General features: G+C 42.3%; 16 protein-coding genes and 2 pseudogenes. 9 read left to right on the top strand and 9 right to left on the bottom strand.

Going from position 1 to position 17,273, the window contains the following annotated elements; genetic code table 11:
• Positions 1-8 precede the first annotated feature (8 nt).
• Together F6K64_RS14565 and F6K64_RS14560 are read left to right on the top strand one after the other, a co-directional pair.
• A pseudogene (locus F6K64_RS14565) lies at positions 9-668 on the top strand (dynamin family protein); the annotation flags it as partial.
• A gap of 118 nt (positions 669-786) precedes the next feature.
• A complete protein-coding gene (locus F6K64_RS14560; protein WP_052308409.1) occupies positions 787-1,791 on the top strand; it encodes a hypothetical protein in 1,005 nt (334 codons plus the stop codon).
• Between the two features lie 16 nt (positions 1,792-1,807).
• On the opposite strand, the gene F6K64_RS14555 is transcribed toward F6K64_RS14560, so the two are convergent.
• From F6K64_RS14555 to F6K64_RS14545, 3 genes are read right to left on the bottom strand one after another with little or no spacing between them, the layout of a single operon-like run.
• On the bottom strand, positions 1,808-2,641 hold the full coding sequence (locus tag F6K64_RS14555; RefSeq protein ID WP_008180259.1) for a class I SAM-dependent methyltransferase: 834 nt from the start codon (positions 2,639-2,641) through the stop codon (positions 1,808-1,810).
• A 60-nt stretch (positions 2,642-2,701) separates the two neighbouring features.
• The gene (locus F6K64_RS14550) at positions 2,702-2,845 is read right to left on the bottom strand and encodes a hypothetical protein (RefSeq protein ID WP_008180261.1); all 144 of its coding nucleotides are present in this window, start codon (positions 2,843-2,845) and stop codon (positions 2,702-2,704) included.
• Entirely contained in the window at positions 2,829-5,510 is a 2,682-nt protein-coding gene (locus tag F6K64_RS14545) for an ABC transporter substrate-binding protein (protein ID WP_008180263.1), read from the bottom strand. Before F6K64_RS14545 ends, F6K64_RS14550 begins: the two co-directional genes overlap by 17 nt.
• Positions 5,511-5,971: 461 nt before the next feature.
• Between F6K64_RS14545 and F6K64_RS14540 the strand changes: the two genes are divergently transcribed.
• Both F6K64_RS14540 and F6K64_RS38230 read left to right on the top strand, forming a co-directional pair.
• Positions 5,972-7,489 (top strand): TIGR04222 domain-containing membrane protein, encoded by a 1,518-nt coding sequence (locus F6K64_RS14540; protein WP_202799158.1) that lies wholly within the window; start codon positions 5,972-5,974, stop codon positions 7,487-7,489.
• Between the two features lie 450 nt (positions 7,490-7,939).
• Positions 7,940-8,176: an SAM-dependent methyltransferase gene (locus F6K64_RS38230; protein WP_202799160.1), complete on the top strand. Its 237-nt coding sequence runs from the start codon at positions 7,940-7,942 to the stop codon at positions 8,174-8,176.
• 372 nt (positions 8,177-8,548) lie between these two features.
• Here the strand turns inward: F6K64_RS38230 and F6K64_RS14535 are convergent, their stop codons facing one another.
• A complete protein-coding gene (locus F6K64_RS14535) occupies positions 8,549-9,121 on the bottom strand; it encodes a hypothetical protein (protein WP_008180272.1) in 573 nt (190 codons plus the stop codon).
• 240 nt (positions 9,122-9,361) lie between these two features.
• Positions 9,362-9,925 (bottom strand): annotated as a pseudogene (locus F6K64_RS38890) (hypothetical protein).
• Between F6K64_RS38890 and F6K64_RS14520 the strand changes: the two are divergent.
• The 4 genes from F6K64_RS14520 (at position 9,907) to F6K64_RS14505 (ending at position 12,335) form a co-directional block, all read left to right on the top strand.
• Positions 9,907-10,218: a transposase gene (locus F6K64_RS14520; protein WP_081431899.1), complete on the top strand. Its 312-nt coding sequence runs from the start codon at positions 9,907-9,909 to the stop codon at positions 10,216-10,218. The pseudogene F6K64_RS38890 and the gene F6K64_RS14520 overlap by 19 nt on opposite strands.
• 352 nt (positions 10,219-10,570) lie before the next feature.
• Positions 10,571-10,720 carry a hypothetical protein gene (locus F6K64_RS14515; protein WP_008180278.1) on the top strand — a complete coding sequence of 50 codons (150 nt, stop codon included), beginning with the start codon at positions 10,571-10,573 and terminating at the stop codon, positions 10,718-10,720.
• Positions 10,721-10,817: 97 nt separating this feature from the next.
• On the top strand, positions 10,818-11,675 hold the full coding sequence (locus F6K64_RS14510; RefSeq protein WP_008180280.1) for a hypothetical protein: 858 nt from the start codon (positions 10,818-10,820) through the stop codon (positions 11,673-11,675).
• A 495-nt stretch (positions 11,676-12,170) separates the two neighbouring features.
• The gene (locus F6K64_RS14505) at positions 12,171-12,335 is read left to right on the top strand and encodes a hypothetical protein (protein WP_154659687.1); all 165 of its coding nucleotides are present in this window, start codon (positions 12,171-12,173) and stop codon (positions 12,333-12,335) included.
• Here the strand turns inward: F6K64_RS14505 and F6K64_RS14500 are convergent.
• Positions 12,309-12,863 (bottom strand): metal-independent carbonic anhydrase family protein, encoded by a 555-nt coding sequence (locus F6K64_RS14500; protein ID WP_008180285.1) that lies wholly within the window; start codon positions 12,861-12,863, stop codon positions 12,309-12,311. The two genes, F6K64_RS14505 and F6K64_RS14500, sit on opposite strands and share 27 nt — an antisense overlap.
• Positions 12,864-13,903: 1,040 nt before the next feature.
• Between F6K64_RS14500 and F6K64_RS14495 the strand changes: the two genes are divergently transcribed.
• A complete protein-coding gene (locus F6K64_RS14495; protein WP_008180287.1) occupies positions 13,904-14,743 on the top strand; it encodes an SDR family oxidoreductase in 840 nt (279 codons plus the stop codon).
• Between the two features lie 346 nt (positions 14,744-15,089).
• Here F6K64_RS14495 and F6K64_RS14490 read toward each other — a convergent pair whose 3' ends face one another.
• The 3 genes from F6K64_RS14490 to recF form a co-directional block, all read right to left on the bottom strand.
• Positions 15,090-15,284 (bottom strand): hypothetical protein, encoded by a 195-nt coding sequence (locus F6K64_RS14490; protein WP_008180290.1) that lies wholly within the window; start codon positions 15,282-15,284, stop codon positions 15,090-15,092.
• An 87-nt stretch (positions 15,285-15,371) separates the two neighbouring features.
• Positions 15,372-15,761, bottom strand: coding sequence for a DUF262 domain-containing protein (locus F6K64_RS14485; protein WP_008180291.1), 390 nt, complete (start codon positions 15,759-15,761; stop codon positions 15,372-15,374).
• 256 nt (positions 15,762-16,017) lie between these two features.
• A complete protein-coding gene (gene recF, locus F6K64_RS14480) occupies positions 16,018-17,169 on the bottom strand; it encodes a DNA replication/repair protein RecF (protein WP_008180294.1) in 1,152 nt (383 codons plus the stop codon).
• Positions 17,170-17,273 lie beyond the last annotated feature (104 nt).

Below are 17,273 nucleotides of genomic sequence, written 5' to 3'. Positions count from 1 at the left end.
CAATTGTCATGGAAGATCAGCAAATCTATCAGTCTGTTGTCAATTATCTTAGGTCTGCTATCGGTCTGCTTGATTTGGAGCAAGACTCACCCTTGCGAAAGGATGTGATTGCCCTGTGCGACCATCTAGAAAATCCCACATTTCGGATTGCTGTCTTTGGTCCGTTTAATTATGGGAAATCTACCTTGCTCAATGCTTTGCTAGGAAAGCGCACTCTGCCCATTGGTCTAATTCCCACTACAGGGGCTGCAATTCATATCCGATATGGAGAAGAATTGCATACTCGAATTATCCTAACTGATGGCACAGAAATTAGTGAAAATAGCACAGAGGTCCTCAAGCGCTATGCTATCCTAGATGAGCAACGGTGTATGCGCTCTGATGTCGCTTCGATAGAGGTTTACTGTCCCCATCCCTTCCTAAAAACTGGTGTAGAATTTCTGGATTTGCCAGGAACAAATGACCGGGAAGCTCAGGATAATTTAGTGCGCGACCAACTGCTAACAGCAGATTTAGTCGTTCAAGTGCTGGATGGTCGCCAGCTGATGACCTTGGGTGAGCGGGAAAACCTGAGAGATTGGTTAATAGATAGAGGAATCAAGACTGTTGTTTTTGTGGTCAATTTCCTGAATTTATTGGAACCTGATCAGCAAAAAGAAGTCCAGACTAGGGCGTGTCTTCAAACTCGGAGATCCCCCTAAATCCCCCTTAAAAAAGGGGGACTTTGAGTATGGCTCCCCCCTTTTTTAAGGGGGGCTGGGGGGGATCATAATCTTGCGGAAAACTTTGAAAACACGCCCTAGGCTACGGTTTGTAGCGGAAAGTTTTCGGTCGGAATTACCGAATACCCTTAGTAACTTGTATCGAGTTGATGCCCTACCTGCTTTGAGAGCTAGACTAAAAGGATTATCTGATCAAGCACACACCACGGGATTGGCGATGTTTGAATCAGCACTGCAAAGCATGGTAGCTGCTCAACGGGAAAAGACAACGGTTCGGCTGGATCGTGTGGATGCGATCGCAACTCAGGTTAAAGCAGCACTACAGTCTAAAATCCAAGTCATCAACTCAGAATTAGAAAGTGCCAAAGAGAAGCATCAGGCTAAACTTGAGCTGCAACAAAAAGCTCAGAAATTGATTAAACAAGGATTCCAAGCCGCTGTTTCTGATTTCGAGAGTTGGCTGTATTTGCCCAAACTTTTAGAACGCTATCAATCGAAACTTGCGACAGCACTTCAGCAAGGGGAATTTAGCAGTTGGCAAGCACAATTCCAACAAGACATTGATGGATATCAACAGGCAATCCAAGAATGGGTTGATAAAGCGTGTGAGTTTTTTGAGCATCAGTCTCCTGGTAAGCTAATCATTTCCGTTCCCGATACTCCTCAAGTTATTATACCTGAGCCTCCCGAATTTTCTCAGGAGTCAAAGAAAGTTATCCCAATTGGTCTTTCTACTGGAATCCGTTTGGTTTTAAAAGGTAAAGTGGGCGCAGCTATGGCTGGAGGCGCTAGCTATATCCTCAGTAAAGGGGCAAAGAAAGATAAGTCAAATTCATCCGCTGACTCTTATGACCATCAAGTAGCCCAAGCCTTAAGTGATGCAGCTCAGGATTATCTGAGTTGTTTCAGTACTGACGCTTTCTCGATGGTGCGTAAGTATCAAGCCAAGGCAGAGAAAGTGATTAGTTTGCCAACAAATCAACAACCACAGGATACCAGCAGCCAGGTTTATCAGCTACAGTTATTAAATAGTGTTTTGGAAAGATTGAATGCAGAATTAATAATTTAGAATTTAGAATTAAGAATTAAGAATTTTCCATATTTTTACGTCCGCTTACAAAAAATGTAGTAATATCGTTCCAAATACCTTTGTCGGTGACTAAGGCATTAATTTCGGCAACGTAGTCAGCCTTGGCTTGTTCTAATTGTTTTGGCTCTAGTTGCTGCAGTGGCCAACACAGGGGATGTTTTAAGCTACCATCCCAGGTGCCTTCTACGTCACTTATCGTAATGTAGCTGCCCAATTGCTCCCGCTTAATTTTAATATCTTCAAATCCTGCTGCTGTGAGCAAGGAGTAGCATTTTTCTTCATCTCCGGTGACATCGCTAAATATCAATGAAATTCCGTATCTTTGGGCAACGTTCTGGAGAATAAAGCCAGTAGTAAAAGCGGTTTTAGCAAAAACACACAAGCCCATTAAGCCTCCTGGTACCAGAAAACGTTTCCATAAGCGTAGATCAGCAGGAACGTTTGTCATTAAAGGCAGGGCTGAACAACATAACACTCTGTCGAAACTGTTGTCAGGAAAGTTTAGGGTCTCAGCATCAGCTTCGATTAGCTCAATATTAGTCAACCCTGCTGCGGAGATCTTGCGTTGAGCTTGATTGAGTAAACCCGTAGAAATATCTACTCCCACCACTCGACCATCCTGACCAACCCGTTTTGCTGCTTCAATAGCAACTAAGCCAGTTCCCGTAGCAATGTCCAAGATTTTTTGTCCAGGTCTGATATCAACATGTTCGATTAGACAATTTGCAAGCCGAGGATGGAAATCCCCCTTATCGTAAGAATTGCTCCTGTTATCATAGATAGTAGCAATTTCTTGTTTAAACTCACTTAGCTCAAGATTATTGGTCATGGTATTTTGCCTCTTTATAGTTGATGTTAGCCTAAGCATTCAGCTGTCAGCTGTCAGCCGTCAGCCTTGGCCGTTGGCCACGCTACGCGAATGGCTGATAACTGATAACTGATAACTGATAGCTGATAACTGATAACTGATAGCTGATAGCTGATAGCTGATAGCTAATAGCTGAATGCTTTTGAGCTTAATGCTTTTGATCACAAGAAGAATACTCAAGGGGCACAAACTCTAACCCAGACTCCTGGTTGGGACAAGGCACCACATGGACTAAGATTTGTGAGGGATTCTTACGATTACCGTTAGCCGGTTCAAACTCAATTTTTCCCGTTACCCCATCAGCACTAAAATCAGGACTTTTCAAGGTTTTCTGCATACCAAGACGTGTGGGATTCTTCTGTTTTTCGATAGCTGTAATCAACACACGAGTTGCATCATAGGCTAAAGCAGACCAGGCAGTTAAGGAATTAAAAGATTTTCCCCATAAGGTTTGAGCATCTTGATTAACTTGTGGGTTAGCACTGTTTAGGTGATGCCAGGAAACAGACACCACAAGGTTCTCGAATAGATCGGGTTGTTTAAGTGCTAGTGTTTTTGACCTGGCGATTCCCGAGGAACCCACCATCACATTACGACCATTGTTTTCCTTGATCATATCGATAGCATTAGTGACAGCATTGGTGACTTGACCATCAGGATTTAAAACAATAGCTGTGTCCTGGGTTTTCCCAATTTCCTCTATTGCTTGCTTAGGGTTAAAGTTGGGCTTAGATATATCGTAGTGTTTGATATCGACAAGTTCTCCTCCTTGGTTAGTAAACTGCTGTTTAAATTCTTGCCAGAACGAGTGAGTGAATGGACTGCGAGGATTATAAAAAACTGCCGCTTTTTGGTGACCATTTTCAACCAAATAATCAACCAAATATTGGGCTGCAATTTTAGCGGTAGGTACCGTCCGGAAGAAAAAATTTCTAGGGTGCTCTGTCAGTTCTTCCGTTGTGGAGCCAGAGGAGATTAACACTAGCTTATTACTATTATAAATATCCACAGTTTCCATGGTCATATCACTAGCATAGTGACCAACTACCCCTAGGATATCCCGTTCCTTGACTAGTGCCTTTGCCCTTTGGATCGCTTCTGAGGTGATATTAGCATCATCAGCAATAAGAACTTTTAGACCCTTACCCTTGATAGATTTACCGTTTATAACATCCTTTCCTAGTAACTTTTCAGTAAAGTTGTTAGGGAGTTTGTCATTATCCTGAAAAAGCTCTAAGTTAACTTCTGTTTGAGCGTGACCGATTCCTCGAAGAATTTTTTGAGCTAGCTCCCGATGTTTGACAGAGCCATTTTTGTTTCTAACGATGGGCACCGCCACAGCAATGGTGTAGTAATCGGATTTAGTAGCCTCTAAAAGGGCATTATTCAGATAAATTAACGTTTCTGGGTCTTTGTCTTCCTCTTGCCAGGATTTTAAGAATAAATTACCAGCTTTTTTATAGTTAGATTTTGTCCACCAACACCTCTCCCATCGTTGCCAAGTTTTTTGACTAAAAATGGCTAAGTTATCTCTCCAGGGAGTCTGACATTTTGCCATAAATTTAACACCCCGGTGCTTGAAACGTCGAGCAGAGGTTGTATCCAGTATCTCTTCTCCAGAACTAATCTTGTCTCCTAGCTTGTTAGGCTCTGTGGCAATTTTGTAAATTCCGTAAATGCTAAGGAGCGCAACAGTCCCTAACGCTAATTTAATCAAAAGTGTAACTAATGATCCTGACACTGGCCAACGCCATGGTTGTGCTTTAGGATGGTGATAAATCACCGGTAACCAAGTAGCGTAGGGTAATTTTTTATCTAATCGATTCTCTAGATAATGGAGTCTTTTTCGTGCTACTTTAACTGCCTTATGGAGAGACTTTCCTTGAGAAAATTCTTCGAGAAAGAACCTGAGGAAGGTCTGGGCAACTTCATCGGGGACTGGCTCTTTCATAATAATCGCTTGTGGCATTTGTAATCTAGCTAGAGCATTGGCTAAGCCTAAGCCATCACAGCTATTAAATATCGCTAGCTTCAAGCCGTTTTTAATGGCTTCCTTTAGAGCAGGAATTAAATCATCAATGATGAGACTGTCTTCCTGATTGATATAAATTCGACCACTTTCATCATTACATTCGCTAGAACTATGACCAGCAAAAAACAGAATATCCCAGCCCTCTTTTTCCCAAAGTTTATGGTCTAATTCCTCTCGTGTCGGTTCTACTAGAAAGCAGGAGGATGAATCTAAGCTAGAGACTTGCTGCCAATTGTTGTGGTCGGTTTCGATATCAATTCCGTCACTGTTACCAAGAATGGCTAATAGTCTGACTCGATTTCTCAGTTTAGTTTCTGGAGTTGGCTGGTATTCCAAGGGAATTAAACTAAATTCAACGGAGTCATGATTATTTTCCCATACATCCCAGAGGTGCCATGGTAATCGTTGAAGCTGAGGATTATCGGTCTGAATCAATACCCGAATATCACGATGACGGCTTAACTCAGTTGTTAATTGATTTCTGATCTGGTCAAAGCCATCGGATCTAGAATTCAGCCATTGGTTAATATTGTTGCTTAACTCGTCAACCAATTGCTCACAGGATTTCATCGAAGAGATGTACAGTCCTTTGGGAGTTAAGCGGGGGTTTCGGTAAAAATACTCTAAATTACGATATCCTTTCTGCCAATCGGTGTATAGTTGATAAATTTCGGGGTTTGGTGCCAACCGACTCATAATTTTTCCTTCAGCTGACTTGTCTGTTGTTCCCCATGCCAAAGTGACTCGAATTCCCCTGTCTAGGTCACCATCTAGTGTTAGAATAACTACTCTATTCATTTCTATTTATTGCCGTATTTTTGTAGATTGCCAGATCCAATCACCGACAGGAGTCTCCTTGACTCTGATTGACTGACGAAAATTTGCATGTTGATGATTAGCGCTGTTACTCCCTCAGGATTTACTAGGAATTTTAATCCTAAGAATTGTGAGTCAAGCAGCGCTTTGAGTTATGGGGGTATGGGATTTAGGCAACTAGCATACTTGATAGTATATGGACTATACCATATTTTTGAAATTATCCAGAAATATTTAAACTATCTTCACACTAATTTGAAGCCAGACTGCCGCTCTAATGGTATGCGTAGTGCTATATCAGGCTGCTGAGAAAAGCGATTGGCCGTAGGCCACGCTACCCGAACGCAAAATCAAAACACCTTTTCATAAAACCTTGTTTTTGGGCTGAATATAAATATATGGGTAGATTCAGGTAACTAGCATTGTACAGGAAAACACAAACAATGATGAACCTTCAACAAACCCAACTCTATCAACGCCTTCAGGCATTTTCCTTAGATGATCCTGATGCCAAATTTCCCTTTAGCAAGCGACTGGCTCGGGAAAATCACTGGAGTCTTAAATACACTAAGCGAGTGATTGATGAATACAAGAAATTTGCGTTTCTAGCAGTAGTAGCTGACCATCCCGTTTCCCCTTCTGATCCAGTGGATCAAGTGTGGCATCTACACTTGACCTATACCCATTCTTACTGGAATGAATTTTGCCCAAACATTCTACAAATCCCCTTTCATCATCTGCCTAGTGGTGGTGGTGCCAGTGAAAAGTCTAAATTCGACGATTGGTACACTAAAACCCTAGCCAGCTATCACTATTTCTTTGGGGAAGCACCACCATTAGATATTTGGGCACCTGCTGATCTTCATGTTAGTCAGCATGTCAATTTTGTGCGGTTAAACCCTCAGCAGTACTGGATTTTACCTAAAGTTAATTTGCCTAAAGTTAGTTTGCGTAAGGTTAGTTTAGACTCACTACCCAACTTCGGCCTCAACCAATACAGGATGGTTTTCCTATTGTTCGTCTTGGCAGTAACCATCACAGGTTGTGAGTCATTAGTCTTAGTCAATAGCGCAAACCCAATTAATTTCACAGGACTATTATTTCTCGGGTTTTATCTAGTTCTAGTAAGTGCTGCGGTGGTCTTGGCCTACGGTTTACGTTGGTATCTACAACAACCAGCTTCCGATCCTGAGGGGAAATCCATCTCTCTCGATGCCTATGAGACAGGCTATTTAGTTGGAGGTAAAGAGCGAGCTGTCGATACAGCCATCGTTAACCTTGTGCAGGGTGGACATTTAAAACCTGTGCCTGAATACCGAGGGCTAGAATTAGTAAATCCTTTGGTTTACAAAAATGATCCCCTTGAGTTGAAAATTGACATTGGTGCTAGAACTGGTCAGACTATAACTCAAATTAGAGCATCCGCTGCATCCGCTACAGACCAAATACGCGATCGCTTAACCGATCTCAATCTCTTACTTACAGAAGACCAAACCAAATCAGCCCAGCAATATCCCGCACTCCCTCTGTTTGCTGTCTTGCTCCTAGGAATCAGCAAAATTATAGTAGGCATTTCGCGACATAAGCCAGTCGGTTTCCTGATGATACTGTGCCTCATCACAGCAATCATGGGTTTGTTCTTTCTGGTTGAACCAGTAAACCGTAGTGGTTACGGCGATACTGTATTAGACAACCTAAAAGTTAAGCATCAGATGCTGGAAAATGCTCAGAATAATTCTCAAGTAGCCCTGGCATTTGCTCTATTTGGTAGTACAGTTTTGAGCCAAAATGGTCTACAAAACTTGCGAAAGGTATTTAATCCTCCCAGCAATTCTGGTAATAGCAGTAGCAGTGGCTGCAGTAGCAGTAGCTGCGGTGGCAGTAGCTGCGGTGGCGGTAGCAGCTGCGGTGGCGGCTGCGGTGGCGGCTGCGGTGGCGGCTGCGGTGGCTGCGGCGACTAAAGAGTTATAGCGGTTCCCGCGACTGTGAGGTACATCTCGATCAGCCCTACTAGGGGAAAGAAATTTGGTATGTACCTCATCTAACTACAGAATCGCTATAGTTGATCGTTATCCTTCTGTTCCCTGATGGTGCCAAAGCATGGTTTAAGAGTAGCTTTGATGATTGCTTTTGGCTGACCTTTGTTAATCACAGGAGGTGGGATGGAGTAAAGTTATTATCTTACACCATTCTCCCCTCTTTTCTTTATGAGTTTATTCTGAATTTCAAGATTAGCCGAAATTGAGATTAAAAATTGACATTATTGAATTTTTTATTTAGTATAATCAAGGATTTAAAGGCAATCAATTTTGTTCATAGGGAGATTTAGTTTGTAACAAGATTACATTCATTGCTATTCAACCCAAGAGCAAAAACGCCTAATTGAACAAGCTCAATATTGGCGATAAAAACTGATACTGCGTGATTTAAACCTGTCTGGTGGTGAGCATGTCCTAGAACTCGGTTGCGGTGTCGGAGCTGTCTTCGGAATAATTTTGGAAACTTTTCCAGATTTAAGAGTAGCTGGAATTGACCTACAGTCTACCCAAATTGAGTACGCTCATCACTATTTAAATACTCTTGGTTTCGACAATATTGATCTGTGTGTAGGTGACCTGGGGGCGCTTGTCGCCCCCCCAGGTTTTTAGAGTATGTTTACTCTTGTCTAGAGCCAACTCTCAGGCAAATGACGGAAAAACTGGGAAAGGATTATCAACGATTAAAAGCCGGTCTAGAATTTTTTCGAGGTCTTTCAAAGCAGCCAGAAAGTGCAGCAACAATTACAGTATATCGGGCTTCAGGCACACGGTAGTCAAATCACAGACTAAGAGTATCTGATCCAGGACTTACGCAGACACAGTATGTATGTTATATGTTGATCGTTATCCTTCTGTTCTCCTTTCCCTGTTCCCTGCTCCCTATTTCCTATTCCCTGCACGCAGCGCTATAATTGGCTTAAGCTTCATCTTCATTTGCCGCAATAGAAGTGAGCAGTTTGATCCTAATGAAGCCTCCCCCACCTAGCTTTGCTTGAGGTGGGGGTGTCCTATGCTATCGTTTGAGGTTACCCATAGATCACATAAGACTGCCCGACTTCTAGGCAACCGAGTAGAACTTTTGCTACTACGGTTCTCACTGTCATTTCTGCGAGTGAGTTCTTGAATAGCTCTAGCTGCAATGTTGTAACTAGCGCTTAAATCAGCGTTGTATCGTTTACCGTTACTGAACGTAGCTAGAGCGTAATTTTTCCGATCACGCCAAACTGTTCCACTACCGTCATAAGCGTTGCTAGATGTTCCTCGGGCAACTACATCACAAATCTTCCCGCCAGATTCGATCCATTTCATTTCCGTTAATTCTCGAATTATAGACTTTAACCAACCGTGGAAACGCTGTTTAAGATTAGATTTCTTCTTACCACCTTTGGGCTTCCAGTTTTTTAGATATTCAAAAGCGATAACCGAAACATTATACTCAATGCTGATCTCAACAATCCCCTTAGAGACTATCTGGGCTATTTGACGGTTAATGTGGCGACATTTCCGATAAGTATTCCGGCAAAAACCTTTGTGTAACCTTCCGCCTTTACCCATCGTTTTCGACGCTTTTTTTGAGACTGATTTCAGCTTTTTATCACGACGGTCTATGTCTCTGACTGGGTGAATAAATTCACGATAAATTACAGTGCCATCGGACTCAACGACTGAAATAACAGCAGTTTTATTAATTCCTCTATCTACTCCTACTACACGATTAACTTCTTTTTTATGATTAGGTTTGCAATCAAACGGAACGGATAACCACGCTTTACCATTTCGTTGAATCAGCGACGGTTACAGCTGTTTGTTAGCTGGGATAGTATGTCGATTCCTAGTTGAAACGATCCCAACCGTTGTCCATACCCAATTTTTCCCGTTTAATACTTTGATTTGAATTTGTTCGAGGGAATCTAACCGATAACATTGACCTTGACCAAGTGCTGGATAACAGTTAGCTCCAATCGTCATTAATGGTGGCTTAGCATCCCGTCTCTTCCGTGACTGTCCACATTGCCAGTCTCTATATCTCGTTACAAAGCTGCTAACTTGCCCCAAGGAAAAAGCGATAGCAGCACGACGATAATAAGACGGCAATTTCTAAAATACTCGATTAAATATTTTATACTTAGGGTTAGGGTTTTTATTGGTTTGGTGCATTAGCCGTTCTACGGCTGTAACGGCTTCTTTTGTATCTTTGGAACCGATTGTCTCCCAATGGGTAAATAGTATTGAAGTCAAAAACTTACAGGCACGTTGATAAACAGAGATTGTCTCAGCAAACATTAATTGCTGAGGGGCACTTGGGTTAAGACTCCACTTATCGGTGCGAAGAATTTTCTGTGACTTCTTTGCTATCATGGCTACATGATAGAACATGTGTTCTTGTGGTTTCAAGCCGTCTAAGGTCTTTTTCCCATAGCGTTGGCTCGATTGAGATACATATAGTGTTTGTCACGAAGTCTCGTTATCCGGTGAGATCTGGTGATGTAGAGTTAGACATAATCGATCTCATCCATGGAATATGTCAGAAACACCGCTGCCTACTTAAAGAAGCGAAAGGTGACTTAGTTAAAAATGACCAGATCCACTTACTGATAGATTTGGCACCTGATGTATTAATAAGCAGGAAAATTAGGGAGATAACCATTTAACCATTAATAATAAGTTGTTCCTTGACCCCCACTTGAACGAAGTGGGGGAATGCGTCACAAATTTTGTTCAAAATCTCAGGAGCATGGTTAATGGCGAATCACAATCAACCATGCTCTGTAATTCTTCGAAATATCATACATTAGGCAAACCCGATTGTAAACATTGCTTTGCCACCATGTCTATATAAGTTCTCAAATTACGACATCAGAAACTGGCCAAGGAAAGAAGGATTTTGATGTCGTAATTTTATGTCAGTCTTGTTTTAGACTATCAAAGCATCGGCCTGAATCCTTTGTAATCTATCGGTTCCCGCCACCGTCAGCTAAATCTGGAGCAGGCTCATAGGTGAGAGTGGCAACAGAAGAAGGAAGGGGAAGAAATTTGGGTGTAGTTCATCCCAATGTTAACCCCTATAATAACATTTTCGAAGGAAAAAAGCAAAAGATAAAAGGCATATATAAAACTAAAAAAAAGCCATTAAAACTAAAACAAAATAATTAATGTTTTTCCACTTTTTATTGTTATTTTTTGTGGATTTTGACTATTTGATATTGCTAACAATCTACATCGTCAACCCTATACTCAAGCTATTAATTCTATGTTTACCTCAACTCTCGCCAAAGTTGGAGCAGTTTTTGCCACTGCTTCTGCTGTCATGCTAGGTTACACTTCCAACGCACAGGCTGAAATGTTGTTTGACCGGGGACTACCTACAGAAAATCTCAATAATATTTCTGGAGCAAACCGCAGTAATGTCCGTTGGGCTACAGATGCCCAGAACCAGGGCTTCTTTGGTGATGATTTCACTATCGGCAATGTAGGAGACACTTTTGTTATCGATACCATCCGCACTTGGATGGTACCTGGTATGAATATTGGTGACCCAGACAACTTGGGGGATTGGTTTGAGAGCTTGACTCTGTTGACAGGTTTTGCCGCTGAGGAGGATATTTCTCCCTTCGCCACTGCAACCTTAGACCCTAACAGTAACGTGACCAGCAACCCAGATATTACCATTACCCAAGTCCCGTACCTAGATGCTGCTGGCTCGATATACGATAACTTTGGTGATTTCGTCAATATTTGGCAAGTGGATTTCAACAATCTCAACTGGACTATCGAAGGCGGTACAACCTATAAATTCGGGGTGCGGGGTGTTGGTCGTCAGATCCCTGATTTCGATCTTTTCTATCCCTCGTATAACCATGCTTCCAACGCAGCATTGAGTGGTTCGCCCCAGGATGGCGCTGACAATCGTTACTTGCAGTTTGATGCCTCAGGTAACTTCGTTGATATCGTCGATAGCAATGGTAACGGCTGGGATAAGTCTTCGGATATTAATGTGCAGATTTTTGGCGAAGCGACTCCTAAGACTTCTGTACCAGAACCAGGTTCTGTATTAGCTTTACTGGCGTTTATTACCTTTTTAACTGCAGGTTCACCAAAGAAGCAATAGAAATCAAAGTAAGCATTCAGCCTTATGGGATCAGTTAAAGTTAAAATAAATCCCCTACCGAGGTGAGAGGTAGGGGAGCAAGGTATTGTCTTGAACGCAGACTGAGAGCTAGTAACTTGTGTCTAGAGCTTGTGTGTCTAGAGCTTGTGTGTCTAGTAACTTGTGTTTGGACAAAAACAGACTAAGCAATACTTTAATTACAATACTGTTTGCTCTGTTTGTGTCGCCAAAATGGCTCCAATTTCAAAAAAGGGAGCTTCGGAGTAGGGAAGTCGGAAGTGGAAAAAAATCCTGTATACCTCATGACTATCAGAACCGCTATAACCAGTGGGGATAAAAACAGATGCGTTCCCGTAGGGTCGGCTTTGCCGAATCGCATCCCCAAATCCCAATCATGCCGAAGCAGTACCCGAAACGCCCAAGCCAGAAGCAACTCAGTCCCCTGTACAGCCGAGCGCATTATCTGAAGCATCACAGATAGAAGCAGCACCCGAAATGACCCAACCACCAGAAGAGATTCAACCGCCAAAAGAGTCGAGCCAGCAACAGCAATGGGTGGACAGTCTAGCGCCAGACCTAGCTCAACTTTTGTCAGACGTGCGTTCGCGTAGCGTGACCTACGGTCAATCGCCCTTATTTTGCTTGATACGGCAGAGATGAATGGTGCAGATTGATTTTCAGATCACCGTTTTCATCGCGAACATAACCAAAAGAGTATTCTACCTTGATCTCGCTACCGTCTGTTTTGGTGAAAAAATACTCACCCATCGACATGGCTGTATCGCAGTGGGTAATAATTCCTTCATTCTCAAAGCGCACATTGTTATAGGGCGCAAGAGCAAAACCTTTATCTTCGCTGATGCTGCCGCGGACAAAATAAGACAAAGCCTCTTTCTCCGTGCCTCTGAACGGATCATCGCTGGCCAGTGTTGGTTTGAACAAAACCGTACCAAGATCATAAGCATAAAGCCTGTCAAGAGTACTTTGTGCTTCTGCTTGTGGGTTTTCTGCCTTGCCAATGGCGACAATGGCTTGGCCCCAGCTTTCCTGTGCAGCTAGAACATCGTTTTTTGTGACAGGATTTTCGCATGGCGCAGCCTGTGCTCTTGGCGTACCTCCAAGGTTCGTGCAACCAGCTATTGTGGTTACTGTGGATAGCATTAAAAGTGCAGAGAAATATGGTTTCATGGTGATCTTTTTATTTTATAAGACTAGGCGTAAATCTCAGTAAAGGACAAAAGTTGCCAAAAGAGCAGCGTGGGCGTAGCGCAATCGGTGCTTTTGAATAAAATAAGCTGTTCGCGCAGCGTGAGCTTTAGCTCACGGCTGTTCCCTTAGCTTGGTCTACGGCCAACGGCTGACGGCACCTCAAGTAGCGTGAGCCAAAAGCTGACGGCACCTCAAGCAGCGTGCGCGTAGCGCATATGCCGACGTTACAGATTTCGCGATCAAGTCGCTCAATCGAGATTCAGCTGTTGAACCGATTTCAACCCCGTAGCAATACCACAAATACTCTACCACCATTTTTCTGACATAATCCCAAATAATTGGGGTAAGTCGCTGATTTGAACTCTCCTCGACTTGAAACGTTGAGGATTTTGGGCTGATGGTGTGCAACCCTTGGCTAATCGCTGTTAGTTGACGAAATTATAGCACAGCAACCTATGTATTTTACATTACATTTACAAATATTTACATTTAGGCTAAAATTGATATAATAGAACAGGTTGTGTACATGTGATCTAGATCAGGAGCAACATCTATCGGGAAATCATAGGCTGTTCAGGATTCAGCCAAAACTGTTACGTGATAATAAAATCTGGGAATTCTATTAGAAAGTCCTAGACAGATTGATATGAGGTTACTAAATCCGGAACCAACAGCTCAACTGTTGAAGTCAAGCATAGGCAAAACGTTTACCGTCCAAACCTAGAGTCAGGATATCAGTCCTGAAATCAGAGCGGGGAACAGTTTCAGCTTGACTACCTCAGCTGAAATATTCAACCTTCCCTGCCTATAGACAACAATCTATCCAGCAAGAGCAAAGCATCTACTGAGTTGTTCGGTATTGAGTAATTCTCACTACTGATCACTCAATCTATACTCACTATACTTACTACTCAATACTCACGACTGACGTCTTCTGATGCCTCCAACGGATCTATTTCGTGAGGGTTTCAGACTCGCTTTATTGAAATTGTTACGGATGTCCCTAAGGATTATACCTTATGAATATTACCATTATTGGTTGCGGTTATGTTGGCACAGCTCTAGCAAATTTCTGGCATCACCAGCCGGGTCACCAGGTGACAGCTACCACTACTACCCAAGAACGGGTAGCAAAGCTGAAGGAAGTTGCCTCACAGGTAGTGGTGATGAAAGGGGATGATACCCAAGGGATGCAGTCGGCACTTATTGATCAAGACACTATTCTCCTGAGTATTGCCCCGATCAGTAATAGGCAAGTTGATGCCAACCTCTACGAAGCCACTTACATCCCCACCGCTAGCAATTTGGTAGCAGCTTTAGCAGATCATCCCACCGTGAAGCAGGTAATTTACCTAAGTAGTTGCGCCGTCTACGGTAACCAACAGGGAGCATGGGTAGATGAAAATTCTCCTATCGTTCCAGCGAACGAACATGGTCGGGTTTTGTCTTTGACGGAACATATTTTATTAGGGGCAAGCAGTGAAAATTGCAACGTCTGTATTCTGCGCCTTGGGGGGATTTATGGTCCCGGTCGTGAGTTAAGCAAGCGGTTTGAGCGACTGGCTGGCACGACGCTTCCTGGCAGTGGCGATAACTTTATCAATTGGATTCATCGAGACGACATTGTTCAGGCAGTAGAGTTCGCCAGACAAAACCGCTGTCAAGGTATCTACAACCTAGTTAACGACCTCAAACTCACGACGCGGGAGCTGACTGATCAAATATGCGATCGCTACCATCTTCCCAAAGTGTTATGGGATTCCTCACAACCTAGCTTCCGAACCAATAACGCCCGTGTACATAATCGGAAGTTGAAAGTTGCTGGTTATGAGTTGATTCATGCTCAAACCTTGATTTAAGCAATGCCTAATAATGTGAACTATAATCTAGAAGGTGACTAGCTTTTTATGAATAAACCTTACCGAAATTAACCCATAAATTACCAGAATACTGTATTTATAATTTTGGAAAAGTTTCGTTATTAATTCCCGCGCCCCATTAAACCTTGTTGGGTGGAATCAATTTTTTGAATACAATCAATCTCCGTTGATTGGAGTGCATCTCACTTTTGCAAAAATACGACCATTTAAGTAAAAAAGTTGCAAGCTTGATCTTCCTCCTTTACTGTAATCACAATCACCTTAAGATAGAGCAAAACTTGCTTTCTGATTTCTTTCAAAAGCCGTTCATAGTTTGAATTGTAATTTATTTTAAAATCTTTTCTTTAAATACTTCGGCTAAATTTTTTAGAGATAGGTTATAGTACAGCTGATTATAATTTTTGAAAAGGGTTTTTTCTGCTTCTGTCTTGGGTTGATCTTTTATAGCAGTCGAAGTAAAGCTTAAGACATCTTCTGCTCCCTGCTCCCTGCTCCCTGCTCCCTGCTCCCTTTCAACCAAAAGACTATGTCCTAAACTATACTTCCCTTGCTATACTTTGTTAATATCTTGAATGCAGGTTTGAAAAAACGGCTTAGTACTTTCATTTTAAAGTTTCAAATAAGGCTGACCATCACTATCTTTGCCAGCAATAAAATTGTGATATATTGCTTCAGATAAAATTTTTTTTTCGATTTCCATAAAACGCTCGCATAGTGCAGAAATAAAAATCGTTAAAGTAGTGATTCGTTGTTGACCATCAACAATCTTTAATTCTTGTGATTTGTCCTCCCCAACTAAAACAAGAGCACCTATAAAATGTTCTTCATGGTGAAACTCATGATTGTCTATAATCTCAATATTCGAGATTATATCTTCCCACAACTCATTAACTTCGTCTGTTGACCAAGAATATTCTCTCTGAAATCTAGGAACAATATACTTTTTGTTAGCGGCAAAAATATCATTAATTGTTCTAGTATGTGCATGAAGTTCCATGAGTTATGATCTTGATTTTAACTAAAAAACAACATTAGTAGGGATATAGCAGTTTTTAATTGGGTGATTTACACAAACAAGTTCAGAATTTTAGGAAACAGGTAACAGGAAAAAAATCCTGTGTACCTCATAGGTATGATAACCGCTATCTCTCTGATTGTGATCAGAAGATACAACCTTAGTATTACCAAAAAATTTTGTTTTAACAACAAGGTGTAAAAAGCATTTTACCCGATCAACCATCAACCATCAACCATCAAGCTTCCAACCTTTTAATCTGTCCTGCTTGTACTGAAAGAATCTGAGACGAATTCAGCCATTGGGAATCAAAGGCTCCCAAGTGAGTAGTGGTAATTAAAGTCTGAAACCGATCCTGAATAGCATCCAACAGCAAATTTTGCCGATTCAAGTCTAATTCAGCTAATACATCATCGAGTAGCAACAGAGGTGCTTCTCCTACCACCTCTTCAATCAGCTTCAATTCTGCTAACTTGAGCGCTAATACCAACGTTCGCTGTTGACCCTGAGAACCATAGGACTTGGCTGGGGTCTGATTAATGGTAAACTGTACTTCATCCCGGTGAGGACCAACTAGGGTTCTCCCTTGATGAAATTCAGGAAGGGAGTACTGTTGGATTTTCTCCAAAAAAGCCTGCTTGACTAGATCTGGGTCATCTTTGGAAAGACTGACATTAGGGGCATAGGTAATATCCAATACCTCTGTCTTGCCACTAATACTAGCGTGCCATGCTTGGGCTAAAGGAGCTAATCGTTTTAGCATTCTCTCTCGACGGCGGGTGACTCGTGAGCCAGCGGTAGCCAGTTGGGCATCCCACAACCCTAGCTCGGCATTGTATTGCTTGGATACCGATGCATCAACTTCCCCTTCTTGTTGAAGTTTACGGATTTTTTTCAGCAAAGCATTGCGCTGTCGCAATACTTGGTTATATTGCTGCAAAATGTAAGCATAAATTGGTTCGAGCTGAGTCAGAATCGAATCGAGCCAGGCGCGACGCCGTTCTGGTGCTCCTCGCACTAGTTCCAAATCTAAGCTAGAAAACTGTACCGCATTCAGAATACCTAAAAAGTCCAACTGCCGACGTAAGGATTCTTGATTGAGAGCAACAGTACGTCGTCCTTGAGTGCGCAAGGTTAATCCTAGTTCTACTGAACCATAGGTTCGTTCTAGAGTAGCCCGAATCTCCGCAATGGGAGTAGTTTCTAAGACCAATTCGCGATCGCGTACTGACCGATGACTCTTGAGGGTAGAGAGCAACTCTACTGCCTCCAGTAGATTCGATTTCCCCTGAGCATTATTACCCAGCAAAATTGTCTTGGGAGCATCGAAGTTGACCAGGCAATCTCTGTAGTTACGAAACTGTCGCAGGTGTAGGCTCTTAAGGTACATCCATTTAAGGTTACAGGTTGGGGGTTAGCAGGTTAGTAGGTTAGCAGGTTGAAGGTTAACAGGTTGAAGGTTAACAGGTTGAAGGTTAACAGGTTGAAGGTTAA

This window comes from Moorena sp. SIO3A2, assembly GCF_010672265.1.
In the GTDB taxonomy this organism is placed as follows: domain Bacteria; phylum Cyanobacteriota; class Cyanobacteriia; order Cyanobacteriales; family Coleofasciculaceae; genus Moorena; species Moorena producens.
Note: the sequence above shows the minus strand (reverse complement) of the source record. Positions and strands in the feature narration are given on the sequence as shown.

What these genes read in the sequence shown, in the direction of transcription:
- F6K64_RS14555 (WP_008180259.1), bottom strand. Translation starts at nt 2,641, where the DNA reads ATGACCAATAATCTTGAGCTAAGTGAGTTTAAACAAGAAATTGCTACT.
- F6K64_RS14485 (WP_008180291.1), bottom strand. Translation starts at nt 15,761, where the DNA reads ATGGAACTTCATGCACATACTAGAACAATTAATGATATTTTTGCCGCT.
- recF (WP_008180294.1), bottom strand. Translation starts at nt 17,169, where the DNA reads ATGTACCTTAAGAGCCTACACCTGCGACAGTTTCGTAACTACAGAGAT.
- F6K64_RS14495 (WP_008180287.1), top strand. Translation starts at nt 13,904, where the DNA reads ATGAATATTACCATTATTGGTTGCGGTTATGTTGGCACAGCTCTAGCA.
- F6K64_RS14510 (WP_008180280.1), top strand. Translation starts at nt 10,818, where the DNA reads ATGTTTACCTCAACTCTCGCCAAAGTTGGAGCAGTTTTTGCCACTGCT.
- F6K64_RS14540 (WP_202799158.1), top strand. Translation starts at nt 5,972, where the DNA reads ATGATGAACCTTCAACAAACCCAACTCTATCAACGCCTTCAGGCATTT.
- F6K64_RS14500 (WP_008180285.1), bottom strand. Translation starts at nt 12,863, where the DNA reads ATGAAACCATATTTCTCTGCACTTTTAATGCTATCCACAGTAACCACA.
- F6K64_RS14545 (WP_008180263.1), bottom strand. Translation starts at nt 5,510, where the DNA reads ATGAATAGAGTAGTTATTCTAACACTAGATGGTGACCTAGACAGGGGA.
- F6K64_RS14505 (WP_154659687.1), top strand. Translation starts at nt 12,171, where the DNA reads ATGACCCAACCACCAGAAGAGATTCAACCGCCAAAAGAGTCGAGCCAG.
- F6K64_RS14535 (WP_008180272.1), bottom strand. Translation starts at nt 9,121, where the DNA reads ATGGGTAAAGGCGGAAGGTTACACAAAGGTTTTTGCCGGAATACTTAT.